Here is an 18,654-nt window from a genome sequence, read left to right as displayed (position 1 = left end):
CCCCTTATTGGCCAGAAGCCTGAAGCGCCGGCCCGGCGACCATCTTGCGCAGCGAGCGCATGATGTCTTCCAGCACCTGGTCGTATCGCTCAGGCGCCATCCCGAGACGCTGGCATGTTGCCTCGCGTGTCTCGTCGGTGAGGTACCGCGCCTTGTAGATGGCGCGCTGCTCATCCGGCAACTGGTCGTAGGCGCGCACGACAACCGACACACCTTGACTCTGGAGACTCATGTGGGGCTCCAGTTACGACGGACGGCCTGGCGCCATCTCGCTCGAATCGTCTTCTTCCTGGGCGTCGGTTTCGCTCTGCTCCATCGCCATGCGCTGCTTGACTTGCGAGCGCAGCTGATTGATCTCGGACAGCGATCCGACCGCGACCTTTTCCGACACTGGCATCTTCTTTTCCAGGACGCTCTTGAGCGCCGCAACCGTCAGCGGCAGCGCTGCGGAGCAGTGTTCGCGGTCGAGCTGCTTGAGCGTGTTGGTGATCACGACCGGGCTACAGCCAATCCCCTGACCGCTCAAACCGATTGCGCGACGGGCGCCATTCAGCGTTCTCATTATTTGCTCCGATCTCATGTGGTTGTCCTTCGAATATGTACGGCTTTACCGCTCTTTAATTTTGACGGACCCGCGCTGGCGTGGTTGCAACTCGACCACTTGCCTTGCGCTTTTTTGCGTCCGCAACCACAGCGGCGACGAACTTACGGATTACGACCAGGAAGTTTTCGGCCGTGACCTCGCCTCGCTCGATGCGCCTGCATAACATTTCCCACTTCGCCGTCAGGCCTACGCTTTTGAGCTCGGCCGGCAAAGCGGCTTCCAGTTTTCTACCGGCTTCGGTCAGCACGACTACCGTCGTCGGGCGGCCGCCCACGGTGCGCGTGTCGCGAGCCAGCGACTTGTTCCGGATGAGGTCGATGATACCCTCACTGCGCGTGCGCGCGGTCCCAATGCCGTTGGTCGCCTCCAGCACGGCCGCGTCTGCCGGGCTCGCCGCGTGGCGCGCGGCCAGCAGCATGTCTTCGAGCAGGCCGGCCTCGGTGTAGCTGGGCGGCGGCTCGCTCTGCGTCACTTCGACGCGTGCGGAGACGGCGCCGACGATGGCGCCAATTCGGACCGCGGAGATATTCAGCTTGCTCATCCAGCCTCCGCCTCGGTGTCTTCGTCCAGCTCGACTTCCACCGGCGGGGCTTGGGGCGCCTCATCGTCCTCGACATCCATCTCCGGCTCCTGGGCATCGGCTTCTGTCCAGCCGTAGCGCACCACCTGCGTCGAATCGGCGGCGAACACATCGTCCCCGAAGGCCACCTCGACCGTCGTGACGTCGTATTCGAAGTCCGGATAGAACTGGGCGGCGAAGCGGTGGGTGATCATCTCGAACACCTCGCGCTCGGTTGCGTTCAGATCCCGGCCGGATGCGGGAAGGGTCCCCAAGGGAACAATCGCATGGTGCTCGTTCTCGCCGATCTTGGAGTCGTCCACCGACCCAGGGCGCGCGCTGGCGTTCGCCCCGCGCATCACCTTACCGAACATGGGCGACAAGCCGGCCATGATCTGGCGCGCTTCGAGCAGCATGGTCTCCGGGATGTAGGGGCAGTCGGTACCGATATAGGAGATCAGGCGGTGCTTCAGGTATAGGTTGTGCATCGCCTCGGTGACATCTTCCATCGGCACGCCCAGGCGCCGGCTCGCCTCCATCTCCAGCGTCGTCTTCGTGAACGGCATCGGGGGCGCCTTGCGCTTGCGGCGCACGGCCGCCTTCTGGTACCGGCCTTGCAAGCCACCATTGACTCGGTCAACGATGGACCGCGCGAGCTCTTCGCTCGTAATCCGCCCACGCTCGTCGAAGCCCTCGGTATTTTCGCAGCCTGGCCGCGCCTTCCACTTGAGCTCGGTTCCGTCCTGGAGGGTGATCACCGGGGTATAGAAGTGTGTCGGAACGAACTGCTCTATTTCACGTTGGCGCTTTGCCACCATCCACAGGATCGGGCCTTTCAAGCGGCCGACAGCGACACTGCGGTCGTGCAGCAGAGACTGGTATGCCCGCGATCCGTTGAAACCCACAAGCCAGTCGCCCTCCTGGCGCGCGCGCGCAGCCTCACCGGAGAACTGCCAGCGCGGCAGGCCGTTGGGGGTGAGCTCAGCGAAAGCCTTCTCCAGGGCCTTGGGATGCATGTCGGTGACCGCGGCGCGCAGAACATTCGATGCGGCCGGGTCGATCCCGAGCTGACGGAACAGCTCGTCCATCACGAGCTGCCCTTCCCTGCCCTTGTCGCCGGCGTTGATGATGACGTCGGCCGCCTTCACTTCGCGCTCGATGACGGCATAAAGTGGATCCGGGACCGCAGCGCCATCGCGCATGACTACCGTTCCATCCTCTTTCCGGGCAGACCGGGGCGAACGCTTGTGTACCGAGGGGATCACCGGCAGGTAGGTGAAAGGATCTTCCCGCGCCAGCTCTGGCGCAAGGTATTGATCGATCGGTGCCATGTCGATCAGGTGGCCGTTGGTGTAGCCGACAAAATCGCCGTTGGGAAGCCGGTACCCGCACTCCTCACGCCTGGACCGGCCGCCTTGCTGCTGCGCCAGATAGGATGCAATCTCCTTCGCTACCGCAGCTTTTTCGGCCAGGATCACGGTCCGAGGCATTCTAGAGGTCCCAATTTTGTTTCATAAGATAGCTATGGTACAAGAATCGATGGGGAATTGAAAGTTGGCAAGATGTCCCAGGCATCATCAGTGGTTGCGCAAAAGAAACATATCCACCACGAATTTTAATTGGCGTCAGGGTCATAGGAGCCTATCACAGGTGATCGATCGATCATATTTTGTGTAGATCGATTCTTTACTGACCGTAAAGTGATAGATCACTCATATTTTTCTATTTCCACCGATGCTGGTGCTAGAATGTGATTGAGCGCTCACATTGAGGTAACCATGGATAGCACTGATTATGAGAAGGTCACGTCGACAGTCGAACTCGGAAAAATCGCGCGTGCAGCGCGCAAAAAACAGGGACTAACCCAGCTCGACGTAGCCGGACTGGCTGGGAAAAGCAACAGATTCCTCATCGACCTCGAACGGGGAAAAGAGACCTTGCAGATGCAGTCGGTGATCGACGTGCTGTCGCTGCTAGGCTTGGAGCTCATCATCAGGGAGAAATCGTGAGTTCATCACAAATATCCGCCAAGCGCATCCCCGAAGCCCTCTGGGTGTATGGCCCAGACGGGCTGGTTGGTACGCTCCACAATACCGACCCGCTGTCGTTCAGCTACAGCCAAACGTGGCTGACCACGCCTGGCGCCAAGCCTATTGTGCCGGGTTTGCCGTTGACGCCCGAGCAGGTCGAGACGCCTGCGGTTGCCGCCTTCTTCGAGAATCTTCTCCCTGAAGGGGACCAGCGCAAGGTCATCAGCATTCGAGAGAAGGTTTCAACGGTTTTCGGCCTGCTCTCCCGCGTCGGGGGGGAGAGCGCCGGCGCGTTCGTCCTGGTTCCGGAAGGCGAAACCCTGCAGTCTCCCATCTACCAGCACCTCACGTGGGACCAGGTCGACCTGCTGGTCCACGCCGACGGAGCCCAGTCGACTGAACGGGAGGAGATCGAGCGCGAGGCCGCAGCTTTACCCACGCCTCGCATGTCCCTGTCTGGCGCGCAGTTCAAGCTACTCCTGTACGTCGACGAAGAGGGCAAGCCCGCACGGCCCATGGGCAACGCGCCCTCGACCCACATCCTCAAGCCGGATATCCAGCGCAGCGACATCAAGGTGTTTGCATCGGCCGTAAACGAGACGATCATCATGCTCGCGGCCGTCAAATGCGGCCTCCGAACCGCGAAGGTGGCGTACCAGCCGAACACTCGCGCGTGTCTCGTCGAGCGATACGACCGGGAACGGCAGCCTGACGGCTCCCTGAAACGCATCTGGCAGGCAGATTTCTGCCAAATGCTCGAGAAGCCTTCAGACGTGAAATACGAGGCCGAAGGCGGCCCGACGTTCAAGGACTGCTATGACCTACTTGAGATCTCGGCCCGCCCGGCGGTGGACCGCTTGCAGCTGCTGCGCTGGCTCTTCTTCAACCTGTGCGCCGGAAATGACGACTCTCACGCGAAGAATTTGTCGATTATCGCTACGCCTGGTGGCCTGCGACTGGCGCCGTTCTACGACCTGATGTGTACGCGGGTCTATCCCGGCCTGGCTGCAAAGTTTGCCTTTGAGATCGGCGGTGAGACGGAGCCCGGCAAGATCACTCAAGCCCATATCCATGATCTCGCCGGCAGCCTCGGCGTGGCGCCGAAGTACATGGTGAACCTTGCGCTCGACATGGCTCGCCAGGTGCCGGCGGCAGCATCGGCCGTCGTCGAGCAGCTGCGCCCTGTGCTGAACCCGCAAGAAAAGGTCATGGCTGAGCGCCTTGTGCAGCGGATCTCGTCGATCTCAACGCGCCTCGGAAAGCGAATTACCGAAGGGCCAGAGCAGAGCGACGAGATCCTGCAAGAGGAGGAGCCTGGCCAGGCCCCTAGTCCGTAAGCGATATCAGGCGGCGCGCTGCTCGCTCGCGTCATCCTCGCCGCCATCGGGCTCGACTTCATCTTCGCCCGCGTCCTGACCATCGACCTCGTCGTCATCGCCTCCATCCAGGTGCATGCGCTGCATCTGGCGACGCATCATCTTGTCCTCGTGCGCGGCCTCGCGCAGGGCGCGCGACTGCTCACGGGTACGTTGGGTGACAGCCATGGCCAGCAGACGCATTTCCGGCGAGGTCGAGTAGAACTGGCGGGTCTCGGTTGCGCTCATCACGTGGCGAGTAAACACTGCCAGCTTTTCGCGGATCTTGTCGTCGCTGTCGCGGTTGCCGTCAGCATCGGTGAAGCGCAAGATCATCCGGACCGTGGCCGCCCCCTGCTTGCCGCGCTCGATCTTGACCATCTCGTAGCCGAGTTCCGTGTTGATGGCCGTAGCCAGGGCTGACTGCTCCTCGCGGTCCAGGCAGGTCTTGCGAATGCGCGCGCCAATACCGGCGAGGAGGTGCTCGCCCTGCTGGCCACGAGCGGTGCGGCGCTGATCCATTTCGTCTTCGCTCAAGCCTTCCTGCAGGTCCTGCTGCCAGGTGGTACGCGTCGGCAGCCAGTAGAGCGACACATCGGCGTTCTTCGAATCGGCGTTCGAATGCAGTGCACGGCTTTCCAGGCTCGAACGCATGAATTCCTGCCAGTAGTGGGCGTTTTTCGCCGGCGGACGATTCAGGCCCGACCAGGTCGAGCAGAAGAGCGTGGTAACGCCCTCAGGTCCCAGCTCCACCGGCACGGTCGAGTAGATCGATTCCTTCGTCATGTACGGACGGATGTTGATCACGCGGCGAGGGGCTTCCGCCGGCATCTGCAGCACCGCGCCGGCGCCGATCCTGTGCTTGGCCGCGATCGAGGCCGCACGGAACAGGTTGCCACACAGGACGTAGCGCTTCGAGACGTGGTCGCGCTCGAGGTAAGCATTGAACTCGTCCGGCACCTCGCGGCTGAGCAGACCGTCGTCGATACGCTCCGCGCCCGGCAACCACAGGTCCGAGCCGGTGAACTGCTTCTTGTACAGGTCGGCCAGGGTAAAGCGCTGCGGGGCCGTCCAGCCGGCCATCTGGACCGTGACCACCCAGCGCGCCAGGTTGGTCTCACGGCCGCGCGGCGGCAGCGTCAGCGAAGTCACGGCGCCCTTCAGCACCTTCTCTTCGCCAATACCGAAGTGGCGCTCGCGCACAATGACGTGCTGACCAGGCATGAAATGCTGCAGGTGCTGCAGCAGCCAATTGCGGCGGCGCTCGATCACCTGTGTCGGGGTGATCAGCTGGTTCCCGTGTTCATCCTGGGCCCGGCCCGGCTCAACGGTTTGATCGGCGCCCTGGCGCGCTGCGTCGGACGAACGCATCATTACCAGCATGGCGTCGAACATCTTCTCGACGCGGGTGCGCAGGCCAGAAGGCACCATGCGGATGGCGCCGGTCATCGGGCCCATCACGTCCTTGCCCGCGGAACGGTAGATCGCCGGGGTTTCCAGGTCAGGCACGAAGTCTGGCGTGCCGCCGGCTGCGCGCGCGCGCTGCGATTCGAAGAACATCCGGTGCGTGTTCTGCTCGATCTCCGCCAGCGTGTCGTCCCACTTGCGGGCCGCCACACGATACTTGGTCGTGACCGTTTGCAGCTCGACGGCCTCGTCGAAGACGGAATCGACGTCGCCCTGCTCGTTCAGGCGCGCCGGCAACAGGTCCTCCGAGCCGGTGATCGCCGCGGCGTCGAAGCTGGCCATGTCGAGCACGTTGGTGCGCAGCGGGTTGATCCCCTGCTCGTTCAGTTCCGCGACCACCTCGTTGAAGTTGTACGTGATCTCCTGGTACACGGTGCGCGATTCCTTGTCCGGCAGCAGATCCAGGCGCGAAACGGTGCGTTTGGCCAGGCCATGCATGGACGCATTGACCTCGGTACCGTCCGGGTGGATAGCCGCCGGCATAAAGGAGCGGAACTCGATACCCAGGCGGGTTGCGATCGCCGGATTGGCCTGCAGGAAGTCACGCACGGATGCGTCGCCCACGCTGTTGAACAGGTCTGGCAGCTCGTGGAGCTCGAAGCGGCTGGAACGGTTACTGGTGGCCGAGGCGTACAGCTTACGCAGGTGGCCATAGTGCACCATCATGATCCGTGCCTCGGACTGCAGGCCCGACGCGAGCATTTCCACTTCTGGCGGAACAACCTGGCCGCGACGATCCGCGCGGCCGATCGCCTGCACGTAGTCGACGATATCGCCGAACACCTGGCAGAACATTTCCGTGCGCTGGCGCTGGTCGGTAAAGTCTTCCGAGGCGTGCAGGCTCATGCCGGTCGACATCGCCTTGTTGCCCACCAGTGCGTCGTAGTCGCCGAAGTTGAAGCCGCGCTCGATGTTGCTAATCTTCGACTCCTGGGCCGTGCGCGAGGCGACGGTCCAATGGTCATGGCTCATTTCGATGACCTTATATTTACGGCCAGTGGCCTCGCCGACAGTGAAGCCGGCATTGCGGATCGCGTTGCAGATCGTGTCGATCGGGGAGCAGTACAGATCGTCGGGCAGCTGGTCGATCATTTCGTCCAGGGTATTCAGGCCTTCCTTGATCGCCTCACGTTCGTCCTCGGACGCCATGAACTGCGAGTCCAGCACGCTGCCTTCAATGCGATTGCCCTCAGCGTCGACGTGGGTCATGCGCACGACCGTGTCGTACATGGCGCGCAAGGTCAGCTTCAGGGTCTGCGGTCGGATCGTGTAGGTGCCGTCCTCGTTCTTCACGGTATCCGGGTCATCCAGCGCTTCCTTGATGCGCTGCTCAAAGGTCTGCTCCAGGAAGATGATCGGCTTCTTGCCTTCGCGGATCTTCTCGACCGCCCGCTCACCGGCAAAGCGGGCTTGCAGCGCCACGTTGAGCGTGCGTTGGGTCGTGAACAGCAGGCTGCCGAAGCTGGTGGTCTGGGTCTTGACTCCGTCGATCATGCGCTTGATGCGGCGCATCTCGGTCTGCAGGCGGCGCAGCGCGTCGCCGTCTTCTCCCAGCATGCCGATGTCGGTCGAGAGCTTGGCAGTCTGCTCGGCCGTCAGGCCCAAGTCTTCGATTCGCAGGTCCAGCAGGTTCGCCAGGCCGCCTTCGGCCGGCATGCCGCCGTCGAGCAGCGCCTGCGCCTCGTCCACGGCGATCGCCTCGGCGTCGATCACGTGCGCCGCATGGCCGGCGGCCAGGAACTCCTCGTTCTCGGACTCCGCCCGGCCTGCGACACCTTCGTCGTTCGCCATCTGACGGGCATACGTGTTGGCGACCAGCTCCGCGGCCTGGCGCGCGGCTTCGTCAATCGCCTCGTCGTTGCCTCCGTCGGCTTCCTCTTCCGGAGCGGTGGCATCCTGCGCAGTGCGCGCGCGCAGCGCCAGGATCGCTTCTCGGGAAGAGTTGTTGGCGCGGTCGAGGGTGGCCTGGATGAAGCGCTGCGCGGTGTCGAGCTTCTGGATTTGGCCACGGGTCAGGCGACGGCCGACCTGGTCGGTGACGCCGCACAGACGCTGCAGGCCCTGCAGGATGATCGCCACCTGGTCGGAGATCTTCTCGTTGTCGGCCAGGCGCGCGTCGTCCACGGTCATCATGATGTCGAGCTGGGAGGCATCGCGCTCGCGACGGATGAACAGGCCGTCCTCGGCCAGCATCGCGGTGAACACTTCCTGGATGCTCTCGCCGCCGGCCTGCATCGCTTCGGAGACCATGGACGTGTCGATCGAGGATGGCAGCATGCGGCTGTAGAAGCTCATTTGGCGCGCGTCCTTGAGCCAGGTTGCCGAGGAATACACGACGGCCTTGGCGGCATTGGCCACCGAGGTGCACACAGATCCCAGCTGCGAAGTGTCGCCCGCGGCAATGTGCGATTCGTCGAAGATCACGATGCAATTCGGCGCGATCGACTTGATCCACTCGGCCTTGTCGGAATCCTCGCCCTTGCTGAACTGCGAGTAGGTGCAGAACACCAGGTTCGGGTTGTCGAACCCTTCCAGGCCGAACTGGAAGTTTTCGGCGAACTTCTTGCGCGTCACGCCGGTTGCGATCTTGTCGAGGTTTTCCGAGAACTGGTCAACCACCTGTGCGCCGTGGTTCAGCACCATGGGGCGCAGCTGCGTGTGCAGGCCGGTCTTCTTCAGGTCACGATAGAAGTCCGAGAACAGGCTGTCCTGTTTCGTCACGAAGATCACGGACAGGCCACGCTGCCAGGCGTAGGAGACGGAAGTGGCAATGGTCGCGCCCTTGCCGGCGCCGGTCTGGTCGCCCAGCACGAAGCCCTTGTCGCGGTCGAGGGCACTCACCATCAGCGCGGCCGCGTCGACCTGCTCCGGGGCCAGGTAGGCAAACTGCTCGTCCGTGAACCCGATCGCATTGCGCACGTACTCGTCGATGTTGCCGCTGCGGTCCTGGAGGTTTTGCAGCGCCTTGTAGCTCGGGCCGGCCAGGTTGCGCGGGATCATGAGCTGGACGTCGCCATTGCGCGAGAAGGATTCGTATGGCAGCTGGTAGCTGTTCTCGGCGTTCTCATTGGCCCGCAGGGCAGCTTCTTCCTCGGCGGTCATCTTGCGGCCGGCAGACTCGTGCACACGGACCAAGACGTCGTTCGTGTAGGTGCGCAGGGCATCCCAGTCGTACATGGTCTCCTGGCGGCGCGGCACCCAGTCCTCGCCGCGCAGCTCGCGCTCCTTCGCGCTGAACTTGCGGCCGACCGTGACCATCATGAGACCGGACTGGAGATTCATCTTCCGGCGCATCACCGGCGACAAGAGGCCAATACCCAGGACATCGTAGTCGGTCTGCAGGCCGCGCAGGAAAGCGTTCACGCGCTCTTTCTCGGCCTGGCGGTCGACATCGACGGCGCTCGAATACTCTGGGAAGGTCAGGATGGTCAAGCCATTCTGGTGCCGGCGCGCCATGGCGCCACGCACGTCTTCGAGCGTCTCGGCCGTCACGTCGTCGCGGCTGATCATGGACAGGCGGTGCGGCGGCACCGATTCAGTGAAGGCGCGCTCGACGACAGTCACCGAGTCCGGGACAAAGCTGCGCAGGCGCCCATCGGCCGATTCTGGCGTCGCCGGGTCAGTCAGGGCGACGTAGTTACGGCCCAGGAGCGACGCGACGGCACCGTCGTTCAGTTGCGGGATGTAGATCGGAACCGAGCCTTCACCGCCGAAGGCGCGCACCAGCTCTTGGGCTGCGATGGCGGCCGGCAGCGGGATAGCACCAGCATCTTTCTGGGGACCGGCATAGGGTGGCGAATTCTCGTATAGCAGCTGGGCTTCGCGGTACGCCGCGTCGCCGGCGAGCTCGTGGCGCTCGAGGACACGCTTTGCCATCTCCGCTTCGATGGTCTGGGCAACCTCCTCCACCTTGCGGCGATCCAGCGAGGCGCCGCGGCCGTACAGGACGTCGACGAAGCGGTTGACGTCGGCGACATCAGCGTGCGAGCCGGCCATGAGGCCCGCGATGAAGCCGCGCACGCAGCTTACCAGGTTGGAATCGTCCGCACGCAGCATGAATGCCGCCGGCAGCGCGCCCTCTTCGACTCGCTGGCCCTCGGCATCGACCACGAAACGCTCCCCTTCAGGGCGCTCGAAGACGCGTTGGCCCATCAGGTTCATACCGATCGGCGCTGCCACACGCAGTGCGGCCGTGATCGCAATTTCTTGCGCCGACAGCGTGGGGCCGCCTTGCAGGCGCAGGCGCACGTCCTGCGCGCTTGGGACCTGGATCTGGCGGGCCAGCGGGAAGACCGTGCGGAAGTCGGACAGCATCGGCGTCTTGGTCGGCGAGAACGGACGGATCAGGAACGGCTTGCCAGTTTTGACCTTCTTGAAGCCCAGGGGCTCGCGCTGGCACGCTTCCCACTCAGGGGAGCCAATCGGCACACCGGCGATGATGAGCAGGCTCTCTTTGAACCCCTCTTCCTTGATGAACCGCAGTGTTACCCCTTCCTTACCGAGATCGAACCAAGTCGGCATATTTACTCCTGTATGTGAATTCTGCAATGTGCAACTGACCGATAGCTCTACGGTAAAGGAACGGTGCAGGCGTGGTTGCGCTTCTTGCCCACAAAACGAAAAAAGCCCCGCACATGGCGTAATGCCAGTCAATTAAGGCATTGACCTGTCGGTGGCTTGAACTAAAACGGATTCACGTACAACGTGAATCCGTTTTTTATTATGGCTCTCCAACTTGATATGGACTATGCGGCTGAGCTGGTACCGCATGAGTTCGAGCGTTTCGCCAGCCTGATAGATCCAGAGTGGATCGACGAAGCTCTGCAGCAAACCGGCACGGCTTCAATTCGACGACGGCGACTACCAGCCGAGCGGATGGTGTGGCTTGTGATTGGATTGGCGCTGTTTCGTGACGAACCGATCTGGCACATCGTCCAGCAACTCGATCTTGCTGAGGGGCCAGCCTCAGGTTCACCGGTCCCCAGTGCTGCCGTTGCAGGGCGTGAGCGTTTGGGCGAAGCGCCATTGGCATGGCTGTTCGATCGACTGGCCAGATCTTGGGCAAACGCATCGTTGCCCATCGAAGCACTTTTTCATGGCTTGCGCAGTTATGCGGTCGATGGCGTGGTGTGGTCCATACCAGACACGCCGGCAAACTGCAGTGAATTCGGACGATCATCCAGTTCGCATGGCGACGGGGTCTGGCCACAGGTCCGGGCAGTGTGCCTGATGGACACATACACACACCTGGTCCGCGGCGCTCGTTTCGGCGACTATCGTACTGGTGAACTCAGCTTTGCCAAGCCACTCATGCACGAAGTGCCTGATGATTCTTTAACGATCTTTGACCGTGCCTATTTTTCAGCAGCGTTTCTCCTTGATTGGCAGCAGTGTGGCCAACAACGGCATTGGCTCATGCGTGCAAAAACTCCGTTACGATACGAAGTTGTACATGAGTTTGCTCCTGGAGACTACCTGGTACGCATGCCCATCTCACCTCAGGCCTGCAAGCAGCGTCCAGACTTGCCGACGCATTGGGAGGCGCGCCTCATCAAGTGCACGATAGGTGGACAACCGCGACAATTTCTAACCTCCCTGTGCGACGCTCATCGCTTTCCGGCCAGGGAAATCGCTGCACATTACATGCAGCGCTGGGAGATCGAACTCGGCTTTAGGGAGATAAAGCAAGGCATGTTGAAGAATACTCATGTCCTGCGAAGCAAGCGGCCTGAACTGGTAAGGCAGGAGGTATGGGGAATGCTCATCGCCTATAACTTGCTCCGGTATGAAATCGCGCAGATGGCCGACGAGTTGCAAGTGCCGCCACAACGGTTGAGCTTCCAATGGCTGGCACTAGCCATCACGACTGCACTCTATCACTGGCCTTTGCAAACGCCAGGTACCTTACCCAGACGCTTGGCTTGGCTACGACTACAGGCCAACTCCTATCTCTTGCCCGAGCGCCGAGCGAGATCCTATCCTCGGGTCGTTAAGCCTACCAGAAAAAAATATCCAACAAAAAATGCCAGTCAGCTTAACTGACTGGCATTACGCACATGGCGAGGCTTTGTACAGACGACCGCTCTCGCGGCCGAGTTCGCTTACGGGTTGTTGCCGAAAGCGTTTGCGTCGGCGGCACCGCCGTCTTCTTCGCCCAGGATGTCGGCCACGTTCAGCGAGGTATCCTCGTCGAGCCTTGCGGCCGGTGCCGGCTGAGCCTGCGGCGCCACCGGTGCCGGCTGGGCGCCGGAAGCAGCCTTCACTTTCGCGTCCACTGCGCGCGCCAGTTCGAGGGTGAACTCGTGTTGCGCGGAGAAGTCGTTGACGGTGCTGATCACTTTACCGGCCGGGTTCGTCACTTCGATCTTCTCGACGCGCGGAATCTGCACTTCGCCTTCGCCGTACTTGTTGGCCAGCTTCTGCTCGCCCTGGTAGCCGACCAGACGCACTTCGTCTTTCTGGCGGATGACTTCGTTGCCCTCCTTGTCTTTGCCCTTGCTACCGGCCGGGAAGACGTAGCTCTTCAGGGTGATCGGCTGGGTCAGGTCAGCGGCGTTGATGGCGCCCAGGACCTGGAGTGCGCTGCTGCCCATGCTGAACTTGACGACGGCGTCCTTGCCGTCCGGGCTGCGCAGCGACACCAGGATCTTGTTCTCAAAGACGCCCTGCTGTTGGTAGACTTCTTCTTCCTTGACGATCACGCGACGCACGAACGCCGAGATCATGTCCGGGTATTCTTCTTTGTAGACCTTACGGCCAGTGGTGGTCAGGTGCTCGCGGTAGCTGCCTTCGGCATTTTGCTCGCGGTGATCGATGGTGAACAGGCCGGTCTTGCCGTTGTAGTTGACCCAGGTGGTGTTGCCGTTGCTGTTGCCGTTGATGCGACCGAACATGATGATTCCCTTTGTAGAAATTGGCCCAGGACTGGTGGGCAGCGTCTGGGCCGATGACGATGCCATATCGCTTAAACTTTTTGCTGCTTAACCGCTTCAGCAAACCGCTGTGCGATCGCTGATGAGCCCATCATAAAAATTTCGGTCAGGCGTGGTTGCAAAAAGTGCTTGCGCTCCCCGGAACCTCTCGGTCAAGCGGCGACGGCGGCTGCCGGATGTGGGACGAGCATCATGCGGCCGTCGGCTACAACACGCACGCGATGGCGCACTGCGCGTGCGGTTTCGGCGCTGAACATGTTCACGTAGCCCAGGCACGGATAAAATCCGACCGCAATGGCCATCAGCACCACCCAAAGGATGCCAGCGGCAGATAGCGTCACGTGCGCAATTGCGCTCGCCATCCCGGTCATCGCTTGCAGGTCGCTCACGGCCGTGCGAATCGCCTCTGGATTGACCACGGCGGCAAGCGCTGCCCAGAAGAGTGCAACCGGCACGACCCAAGCCAGCATCTGCGCCGCCCGGATTGCGGTGCTCAGGAGGTTGAGAGCCTGGCTACGGTAGACATGCCAGTCTTCGAGCACGCCCTTCTCCAGCTCGGCCAGGCCGGCATCGGACAGGGTGCCAACATGGACCCGCTCGATGACCACATCCCACTCGACGAGCGCGGGGTTATCGATCCGGGCCTGTAGCGCGGCGCGCTGGCGCCGGCGCTCCACCGATACGCCCACCCCCAGGACCGCGCCCAGCACCAGGCCCACAGGACCGAGCGCCACCGCGCCTACACAAGCGGCCACGCCACCGAGCAAGGCGCCTACTGCTACATCGCCGCGGCTCACGGGCGTCATCGTCTTTTTCATGCTTCAGTTCTCCGGTAGTGAAAAGCCCATTTCGGAGCGGTGATCCGGGACCTGCCTGTTTTTTGTCATTCCCGATGGAAACCGCATGGGCACTGGCTTTGGACGAAAAAAAGGCCCTAGTTATCCACTTTTTTGTGCATAACATCGGGCTCCTATCAGGCGGCCTGCAGCGCGCGCGCCGATTCGTGGTAGCGCTCGGCAATTTCCCTGGCGATGATCGACGTAATGGTCGTGGACCTGTCGCCCACCCGGTCGGTACCCATGATCCGGCTGCGCTGCTCGATGTACGATGCAGCCGACCCCTTGGGGAATTCACGGGCAAGGCACTGGAGAGCTTCGCGCTCGCCGATCAGCAGCTCGAGCTCATTACGCAGTGGTCCGTCGGTATCGTCGGTGGTGTAGCACCAGGTCTCGATCGGACCGACCTCGTTATCAAAGACCGCCGTCACCATGCCATCGCGCAGACGGAACCACGACCAGATACGGCCCACTCGATCCAGACCGTTTCGCAGAATGTCCAGGTCGGTATTCGACAGGCCCAGTGCATCCTTCGCAAACACGTTCTGCTTTTCCGACTGCTGCCCGGTGACCATAAGGGTCGTCGTGCCGTCGAGGATCGCGCTCGGGAGGTCGGTGACGTACTGGGTCACGAAGTTCAGGTAGACCTTGAACTTACGGGTCTCGCGCGTTTCCTTCTCATTCAGGTTGACCAGGCCCTTCACTGAATTGACGTTGTGCCATTCTTCGTACGTGAGCACCTTCGGCGTCTGCTGGATTTCGCGGACACGGCGCATCTGGTAGTCCTTGTACGCGGGTCGAACCAAGGTTGCCATCTCATCGACGTCCAGGAAGAAGTTGCGCGCACCGAGGTGGCGTGCGTACAGATACATCATCCCTGCGAACTCCCGGCCGCTGGCCGAAGAGCCGCCGAGAACATTTTGCAGGTCGGCCACCATGATGCGGGCGTTGTCGACATTGACGCGCGTGACGCCGGCGAGGACCGCATACTCTGAGGTCGCATTCATCAAGGCGCGAGATGCACGATCGACCATGAGCTCATCGTTAATCTTCGCGGTGCCGTAGACGGAGCGAATACGATCGCTCTGCAGCACCTTGGTCATATCCTCCATGCGGGGCACGGCGAAGCGTTGAGCGATGCGGGCTGCCTCGATGCGGCCAGCTGCAAACAGGGCATCTACGGCCATGTAGACAGTCGGCGGCTTCGCATGGTCGATCTCAAAACCGATCTCCTCGAGCTGGCGACTGATGTCTTCGCTATAGGCCGACTGCCAGATCCTGGCGTCGGTCGAATCAGGCCCGAACATCCGATAAGCCTCTGCGATCATCGCCTTGATGAATGCACTGGCCTCCTCGCCCAAACTCTTGAAGATCACCTCGTAGACCGCGACCTGGAAGTCCAACTCCATGCCCGTCGGCCCCTTGCAGCCCAGCTGCAGATCGTGCGGATTGACGCAGTACTCGGCATCGTTCAGCACCTTGAAATACACCAGCTGGTCGTGCAACGCTGGCGGGAGGACCGTGCGCAGGTGCCGCAGGAAGCCCTTGCCCGAGTAGCCAACGTCGATTAGCAGTGCGTATGGCAACTGCTGGGCGCCGGGCGTGAGCGAGAGGCTGTACATCATCCGGTTGATCAGGAAGGACTTGCCGGAACCCGAGGGTGCGCACCAGCCCGAGACGAAGGACGCGTGCTTCCTCGATCCGATCTGCACCGGGTAGATCACGCCGTCACTGGTCTTGAATTGAAGCTGTCCGAACTCCCATGGCGAGGCCGGGCGCATCAGCGGCGACATGTACACCGCATCGGAAAGCGGCGCTGGCACCACTGGCGCCACGCTTGCGGTGGTGTATTCCGGGATGCTGGAGAGGCGTGCAACGTCTGGCTCACCGGTCTCGGGCGAGGCCTGCATACCGCCCCAGCTCTTGACAGCGAGGTCGAGCTCTTGAAGTGCGCTCTCGGCCTTCTCTTTCGACCGGTCCCAGGTGGCGAACGACACGCGCAGGCCGATGATCGGGTCTGTCGCAGCACTACGTTCGTGATGGTCTCGCAGTTCCTTGTATGCGTCGCGGATCTGCCGGTTGGTCGCATTGAAGGGCGCCAGGAACGCATTGAGCAACTGGTTGAGCTTGTTGTACTCGAGCCCCTTCGGCAAGATCTCGTACGAGATGCTCATCGGGATGCCGACGGCACGAACCTTTTGCATCAGCGCCGCGAAGATGGTTTGGGATGGAAGCTTGCGAGGCGAGACAGGCCCAACCTCCATCACCGCGGTGCCGTACCAGGTGTGCCCGATACTGGCGGTCTCGTAGTTATCGATATGGCCGATCACTTTCCGGGTGAGCACCTGCATTCCCAGCGCCAGTGGCGCCGGCGAGCCGTTGTCTGCCGTCGCGGAGTAGATCGAGCCCTCCTGCCCGAGAAGCCGCGCTGTCCAGCCTGGCTGGAAGGGGATCTCGCGATCGCCGAAGCGGCGCACCCTTTCGAAGGCCTCACGCACGGCCATCAGCTGCATCGACAGGCCAATGGCGCGGCTGTTGAAGTCGCTCAAGAGGTTCTTGACCAGGCCTTCGTGGCGCTGCAGGATCGCAGGACTGCGGCTGAGCAGCACCTGGCCGAACGGCGACGTCATCGCCATAGGCAGGTTCTCTATGCCCTTCCCAGTCTCCATGATCTTCTTGATCATTTCCTGGTACTGCTCCGTCGCGCGCTTGAGCTCATCCCGACGGAGAGCCTTCATGTGCGTGCGCACGGTGAGGAGCGTCATCTCTTCAGCTGCACCACTCGCCAGCCGAGACGCCAGGTCACGCCGATACGACTCGGCGTCGCCACCCAGACGCTTGGCCGTGGCCAACATCGGCGCGATCTTCTGCTCGAATACCTGCGCGGCGGTGTTGGGGTCGTGCAGGAAGTAGAGGCCGAACGAGTACGAGCTCCCGCTTCCGCCGGCCATATACGCTGCGACGTTCGCCGAGACCAGCTCAGCCATGCGCGCCGCGTCAGCCTCGCGGATGTTCGTGCGCGCACCTCGTACCAGCAGGAACGACACGAGCGTTCCGTCTGCCATCTCCAGCGAATACGGCTCAGGGAAAGGGCCTTCGTCGCTGGCGACAGCTCCACCGTGCGTGCTCTGCGGCAGGTGGCTGTCCTGCAGCAGCTCGCTGATGAATGCCCCCTGATCCAGACGCTGGGACGGTACCACGGCGCCACGCCACTGGCAGTGCACCATGGCGCTACCGCCGCCCAGGTTATCGTGCGCCGACTCGGCGAGGGAAAGCAGGATGTTTGTCATATTGCTACTCGTGTAAGGGATGGATGCGCGCCGCCTACGGCGCGCGTGCCGGGCTCTGCTGCTGGGCAACCAGGTCTTGCTCGGCCCGGCGATCGTCTGCAATCTGCTTGAGACCTGGCAGCACATCCGGCTGACGCAGGACCTCGACGATTTTGGGATCACGCTTCGCGGCCGTGGTGATGATCTCCATCAGGCGCTGGATCCGCTGGACCGGGGTCAAATGGAAGATGGCATCCATCTCCGCGGTCAGCTCAAGCGGCAACCGCCAGACAATCTGGCTGATCGCCCGATCGAGGGGATCAATGGGAATGATCGGGGCTAACATAGCCAAACTCCTGTAGAAGCGCATTCCAGCGCGGCATCGTGAAGTCGTTCGCAATCGCGGCCTGCTCCAGCTCGACCAGCTTTTCGCGATCGACGTTGACCATGACCGAGCCGTTTCCGTACCCGGAGACTTGGAACCCGGCCTGCTGCATGCGTAGAGCGGCTTCGAAACAAATTGCTCGGTCGTGCGCGCGTAACCACGTGGCATGTACGTCGTATTCCTGGTCGTTGGTCACACGCGAGTACTTCGCCGCCATCAGCGCTTGGCAGTGGACATAAGACACGAGTCCGGTAGCCGGCAGAGCCTTGATTAGACGATCCTGGGTAAGGCCCGACGGCAGTTGGCAGCCCGAAGGCAGCGGCAGACACGTCAACGACACCAGGTACGACTTCACGTGGACTCGGGCGTAGCGGCTCACCCAGCGATACTCGACGTCCGTCATCCAGCTGCGCTTGGAGCGCTGCCGCGATGCGCCGAAGCCGTAGGCGATCAGACCCGCCAGCTCAGCTGGCACGCCGTCGAGCTCCACGACACACTCGATCAAGGTCGGCGGGAAGGTGCCGGCCATGACCGCATCGTGGTCGAAGCCAACGTCGGACAGCGCATGAGACCATCCCGAATCGGGGACCGGATTACTCAACAGCCATTCAGCGTATGGCATGCGGTTAAAGCGCAGGCGCACGCGAACGCAGTTATCCATGAAGGGCGTGTATTTCGACGACCAGCTCTGGTATGCGGACGAGAGCTTGCGCAGCAGCATATCCTTGGACGGTGATGTCGGAGGCAGGGCCTTGCTGATCGTGGCCACTAGGGTGTCGTCCTGGAGGTTGCGGGTCGGGTCATCCAGCTTGTAGACCTCGACGGCCATTCGCACGGCATGCTGGACATAGACCACCAGGGCTTTGCCGCCTTCGAGCGCATGGTGCCCGTCGATCCGGATGCCGAAGTCGGTGGCGATCTCGGACAGTTTCAGGCCCAAGTAGCCCGTGCGCCGCACATGGTGCATCTGTGCGCCGCCGAGCTTGCGGAAGTCCTGGAAGTCGCCCGATGAGATCCACAGGACGTCATTCGGCAGGTCGTACAGGCCACGCACACGAAACGGCTCGCGGTGCGGGAGGAACGCCCACCCTTCCGCGAGCGTGTTGCGGTTATCGTGAAGGACGATACCAACCATGAGCTTCTCGGCCACCTCGCGAGGTGACGGCTTCGGTTCCGCCTGCGCCGCCTTGCGGTGCGTTACATTCAGCTCAAACATC

Annotated in this window: 13 protein-coding genes; 3 read left to right on the top strand and 10 right to left on the bottom strand. The window is 62.0% G+C overall.

Annotated elements, in window-relative coordinates:
* Window positions 1–4: 4 nt before the first annotated feature.
* The 4 genes from YWC_RS0116415 to YWC_RS34050 form a co-directional block, all read right to left on the bottom strand.
* A complete protein-coding gene (locus tag YWC_RS0116415; protein WP_027866357.1) occupies window positions 5–232 on the bottom strand; it encodes an RNA polymerase sigma factor sigma-70 region 4 domain-containing protein in 228 nt (75 codons plus the stop codon).
* 12 nt (window positions 233–244) lie between these two features.
* The gene (locus YWC_RS0116410; RefSeq protein ID WP_027866356.1) at window positions 245–493 is read right to left on the bottom strand and encodes a hypothetical protein; all 249 of its coding nucleotides are present in this window, start codon (window positions 491–493) and stop codon (window positions 245–247) included.
* A 124-nt stretch (window positions 494–617) separates the two neighbouring features.
* The gene (locus YWC_RS34055) at window positions 618–1,145 is read right to left on the bottom strand and encodes a DNA topoisomerase (protein ID WP_027866355.1); all 528 of its coding nucleotides are present in this window, start codon (window positions 1,143–1,145) and stop codon (window positions 618–620) included.
* Window positions 1,142–2,641: a DNA topoisomerase gene (locus YWC_RS34050; protein ID WP_027866354.1), complete on the bottom strand. Its 1,500-nt coding sequence runs from the start codon at window positions 2,639–2,641 to the stop codon at window positions 1,142–1,144. Before YWC_RS34050 ends, YWC_RS34055 begins: the two co-directional genes overlap by 4 nt.
* Window positions 2,642–2,941: 300 nt before the next feature.
* On the opposite strand from YWC_RS34050, the gene YWC_RS0116395 reads away from it, so the two are divergent.
* Window positions 2,942–3,172 (top strand): helix-turn-helix domain-containing protein, encoded by a 231-nt coding sequence (locus YWC_RS0116395; protein WP_027866353.1) that lies wholly within the window; start codon window positions 2,942–2,944, stop codon window positions 3,170–3,172.
* The gene (locus YWC_RS29745; protein ID WP_051306513.1) at window positions 3,169–4,530 is read left to right on the top strand and encodes a type II toxin-antitoxin system HipA family toxin; all 1,362 of its coding nucleotides are present in this window, start codon (window positions 3,169–3,171) and stop codon (window positions 4,528–4,530) included. The genes YWC_RS0116395 and YWC_RS29745 overlap by 4 nt, the downstream gene beginning before the upstream one ends.
* Window positions 4,531–4,536: 6 nt before the next feature.
* Here YWC_RS29745 and YWC_RS0116385 read toward each other — a convergent pair whose 3' ends face one another.
* The gene (locus YWC_RS0116385) at window positions 4,537–10,536 is read right to left on the bottom strand and encodes a strawberry notch-like NTP hydrolase domain-containing protein (protein ID WP_027866352.1); all 6,000 of its coding nucleotides are present in this window, start codon (window positions 10,534–10,536) and stop codon (window positions 4,537–4,539) included.
* A gap of 183 nt (window positions 10,537–10,719) precedes the next feature.
* Here YWC_RS0116385 and YWC_RS32140 point away from each other — a divergent pair, with 183 nt between their 5' ends.
* Complete coding sequence (locus YWC_RS32140) at window positions 10,720–12,057, top strand: IS4 family transposase (protein ID WP_211238978.1); 1,338 nt, start codon at window positions 10,720–10,722, stop codon at window positions 12,055–12,057.
* A 59-nt stretch (window positions 12,058–12,116) separates the two neighbouring features.
* Here YWC_RS32140 and YWC_RS0116370 read toward each other — a convergent pair whose 3' ends face one another.
* From YWC_RS0116370 to YWC_RS0116350, 5 genes are all read right to left on the bottom strand, one after another.
* Window positions 12,117–12,908 carry a hypothetical protein gene (locus YWC_RS0116370; protein WP_027866350.1) on the bottom strand — a complete coding sequence of 264 codons (792 nt, stop codon included), beginning with the start codon at window positions 12,906–12,908 and terminating at the stop codon, window positions 12,117–12,119.
* 191 nt (window positions 12,909–13,099) lie between these two features.
* A complete protein-coding gene (locus YWC_RS0116365; RefSeq protein WP_036214689.1) occupies window positions 13,100–13,765 on the bottom strand; it encodes a hypothetical protein in 666 nt (221 codons plus the stop codon).
* Between the two features lie 155 nt (window positions 13,766–13,920).
* Window positions 13,921–17,073: a putative type IV secretion/conjugal transfer ATPase gene (locus YWC_RS0116360; RefSeq protein WP_027866348.1), complete on the bottom strand. Its 3,153-nt coding sequence runs from the start codon at window positions 17,071–17,073 to the stop codon at window positions 13,921–13,923.
* Between the two features lie 34 nt (window positions 17,074–17,107).
* Window positions 17,108–17,398, bottom strand: coding sequence for a hypothetical protein (locus tag YWC_RS0116355; protein ID WP_156923754.1), 291 nt, complete (start codon window positions 17,396–17,398; stop codon window positions 17,108–17,110).
* Window positions 17,373–18,653 (bottom strand): hypothetical protein, encoded by a 1,281-nt coding sequence (locus YWC_RS0116350; protein WP_027866346.1) that lies wholly within the window; start codon window positions 18,651–18,653, stop codon window positions 17,373–17,375. The genes YWC_RS0116355 and YWC_RS0116350 overlap by 26 nt, the downstream gene beginning before the upstream one ends.
* Window position 18,654 lies beyond the last annotated feature (1 nt).

The organism is Massilia alkalitolerans DSM 17462, assembly GCF_000427785.1.
Lineage (GTDB): Bacteria > Pseudomonadota > Gammaproteobacteria > Burkholderiales > Burkholderiaceae_D > Telluria > Telluria alkalitolerans.
The sequence above is the reverse complement of the archived record's forward strand: the minus strand, read 5'-3'. Positions and strand labels throughout refer to the sequence as shown.

Bases quoted from the DNA above. Each gene is read 5' to 3' on its own strand.
- YWC_RS34055 (WP_027866355.1), bottom strand. From the start codon at position 1,145: ATGAGCAAGCTGAATATCTCCGCGGTCCGAATTGGCGCCATCGTCGGC.
- YWC_RS0116415 (WP_027866357.1), bottom strand. From the start codon at position 232: ATGAGTCTCCAGAGTCAAGGTGTGTCGGTTGTCGTGCGCGCCTACGAC.
- YWC_RS0116360 (WP_027866348.1), bottom strand. From the start codon at position 17,073: ATGACAAACATCCTGCTTTCCCTCGCCGAGTCGGCGCACGATAACCTG.
- YWC_RS0116395 (WP_027866353.1), top strand. From the start codon at position 2,942: ATGGATAGCACTGATTATGAGAAGGTCACGTCGACAGTCGAACTCGGA.
- YWC_RS0116370 (WP_027866350.1), bottom strand. From the start codon at position 12,908: ATGTTCGGTCGCATCAACGGCAACAGCAACGGCAACACCACCTGGGTC.
- YWC_RS0116365 (WP_036214689.1), bottom strand. From the start codon at position 13,765: ATGAAAAAGACGATGACGCCCGTGAGCCGCGGCGATGTAGCAGTAGGC.
- YWC_RS0116385 (WP_027866352.1), bottom strand. From the start codon at position 10,536: ATGCCGACTTGGTTCGATCTCGGTAAGGAAGGGGTAACACTGCGGTTC.
- YWC_RS0116350 (WP_027866346.1), bottom strand. From the start codon at position 18,653: ATGTTTGAGCTGAATGTAACGCACCGCAAGGCGGCGCAGGCGGAACCG.
- YWC_RS0116355 (WP_156923754.1), bottom strand. From the start codon at position 17,398: ATGTTAGCCCCGATCATTCCCATTGATCCCCTCGATCGGGCGATCAGC.